The organism is Methylobacterium sp. CCH5-D2, assembly GCF_001556475.1.
Lineage (GTDB): Bacteria > Pseudomonadota > Alphaproteobacteria > Rhizobiales > Beijerinckiaceae > Methylobacterium > Methylobacterium hispanicum.
Map to the genome: position 1 here is coordinate 1 of NZ_LSIX01000675.1, position 2,455 is coordinate 2,455.

The 2,455-nt window shown below is 69.6% G+C and carries 4 protein-coding genes; all 4 read right to left on the reverse strand.

Annotated features, from left to right (window positions below):
* Nucleotides 1–164: biotin/lipoyl-containing protein (locus AX737_RS32205; protein ID WP_156453810.1), on the reverse strand; the 164-nt coding region annotated here is incomplete at its 3' end.
* A gap of 4 nt (nucleotides 165–168) precedes the next feature.
* Nucleotides 169–762, reverse strand: a complete 594-nt coding sequence (locus AX737_RS17880; RefSeq protein WP_066923795.1) for a Uma2 family endonuclease — start codon at nucleotides 760–762, stop codon at nucleotides 169–171.
* Between the two features lie 13 nt (nucleotides 763–775).
* Nucleotides 776–1,051: a DUF5076 domain-containing protein gene (locus tag AX737_RS17885; protein WP_066923797.1), complete on the reverse strand. Its 276-nt coding sequence runs from the start codon at nucleotides 1,049–1,051 to the stop codon at nucleotides 776–778.
* Between the two features lie 61 nt (nucleotides 1,052–1,112).
* Nucleotides 1,113–2,455 (reverse strand): pyruvate dehydrogenase complex E1 component subunit beta (locus AX737_RS17890; RefSeq protein ID WP_066923799.1); only part of this gene is annotated, 1,343 nt, incomplete at its 5' end.

The following is a 2,455-nucleotide window of genomic DNA, read 5'->3' on the forward strand; positions in this document are numbered from 1 at the left end:
ACGCCCTCGTCGATGGCCTCGACCTCCATCGTGGCCTTGTCGGTCTCGATCTCGGCCAGCACGTCGCCGGACTTGATCGCGTCGCCCTCCTTCTTGAGCCACTTGGCGAGGTTGCCCTTCTCCATCGTGGGGGAGAGGGCGGGCATCAGGACGTTGATCGGCATGGTCTCAGGTCTCGGACGGTGACGGGGCGGCCGGATCGTCGAAGGCGAACAGGTCGTCGAGCGGGAACGGGACGGCATCGAAGGGCGGCAGTGCCACGGTCTCACCGCGCTGGACGGTGCCGTCGAGGCGCCACGTGCCCTCGGTCAGGGTGAAGGATTCGAGCAGGCCGGCCGTCGGATCGAGCAGCCAGAGATGGCCGACGCCGAATTCAGCGTAGATGCGGCGCTTCGGCCCCCGGTCGATCCGGGTGGTCGACGGCGACAGGATCTCGCAGACCCAGTCCGGCGGCGTCTCGATGAAGGCCGTTTCGGGTTCTGTCGGCAGGCGGGAGCGACGCCACCCAGCGATGTTCGGCACCACGACCTGCGTCCCGAGATGCAGTTCGGGCTCGACCATGAAAATCCATCCGCCGGGGCCACCGCGCCCGCGACCGAAAGGCGGAACCAGCTCGGCGGTCAATTCAGCGGCGACGACGGCATGTCTCGGGCGCGGACGGGGATGCGTCTCCAGCGCGCCGTCGATGATCTCCGCGACCAGATGCTCCGGCACGGCCTGGAGGTCGGCGTAGGTCGCGGGTCGGTGGGCGGGCGCTCCCATGGGGCAGTCGCCGCTAGTTGAGGTCGCCGGAATCGAGGCTGTCCGCCTCGATTCCCGCGCGGATGCGCTCGAACGCCTCCTCCTCCGACATCTCGGTCTCCAGCGCGTAGGCGCGAGCGGCCTGCCGGGCGAGGTCCATGAGGAGGCGGCCCCAGGTCGCCGGATCGTCGAAGGAGCGCCGCAGGGCGACGCTGACCGCGCCGTCCACCACGATGGCGCGCAGAACCTCGACGCCGCCGTTCTCGGCGACGTCGGGGGGCACGGAGAGTTCCTCGAACGCTTGGCTCATGGCTGGCAGCCCTCTCGGTGTCGCCCCGCGCGGAGGCGCGGGGGATGAGCGGCGCGCGGGCCTACTTGTAGCAGACGCTCTTGGCGGCCTCGACGACCTCGGCCACGGAGGGCAGCGCGAGCTTCTCGAGATTGGCCGCGTAGGGCATCGGGACGTCCTTGCCGGTGATGCGGATCACCGGCGCGTCGAGGTAGTCGAAGGCGTCGACCATCAGGCGGGCCACGATCTCGGCGCCGATGCCGGATTGCGGGAAACCCTCCTCGACCGTGATGCAGCGGCCGGTCTTCTTGACCGACTCGACCACCGTGTCGGTGTCCATCGGGCGGATCGTGCGCAGGTCGATCACCTCGGCCTCGATGCCCTGCTCGGCCAGCGCCTGCGCGGCCTTGAGCGCGTAGGTCATGCCGATGGCGAAGGACACGATGGTGACGTCCGAGCCCTGGCGGTGCACCCGGGCCTTGCCGATCGGCAGCACGAAGTCATCGAGCTTCGGCACCGGGAAGGACTGGCCGTACAGGATCTCGTTCTCGAGGAAGATCACCGGGTTCGGATCGCGGATCGCGGCCTTGAGCAGGCCCTTCGCGTCGGAGGCCGTGTAGGGCGCGATCACCTTGAGGCCGGGCACGTTCGAGTACCAGGCGGCGTAGTCGTGGCTGTGCTGGGCACCCACGCGGGCGGCGGCGCCGTTCGGGCCCCGGAACACGATCGGGCAGCCGAGCTGGCCGCCCGACATGTAGAGCGTCTTGGCGGCCGAGTTGATGATGTGGTCGATCGCCTGCATGGCGAAGTTGAAGGTCATGAACTCGACGATCGGCTTCAAGCCCGACAGGGCCGCGCCGACGCCGATGCCGGCAAAACCGTGCTCGGTGATGGGGGTGTCGACCACGCGCCGCGCGCCGAACTCCTGCAGCAGGTTCTGGGTGACCTTGTAGGCGCCCTGGTACTCGGCGACCTCCTCGCCCATGATGAAGACGTCGCCGTCGCGGCGCATCTCCTCGGCCATGGCGTCGCGCAACGCCTCGCGCACGGTCATCGTCACCATCTCGGTGCCGGCCGGGAACTCCTCCATCACCGGCTCCTTGGCCTTGTTGGTGATGGTGGCGGGCGCGGCCGGAGCGCGCTGGGCGTCGTCGCCCGTCTTGGCGGCGGGCGCCGGCTTCTCGGCCAGTCCCTCGGCCTGCATATCGGGCGTCGGGGCCGGCTGGCCGCCCTGGGCGGCGCCGTTGGGCTTGCCCTTGCCCCCGGAAGCCGCGGCGGCAGCCACATCCTCGCCCTCGCCGGCGATGATCGCGATCGGCGTGTTGACGGCGACCCCCTCGGTGCCCTCCGCGATCAGAATCTTGGCGAGCACGCCCTCGTCGATGGCCTCGACCTCCATCGTGGCCTTGTCGGTCTCGATCTCGG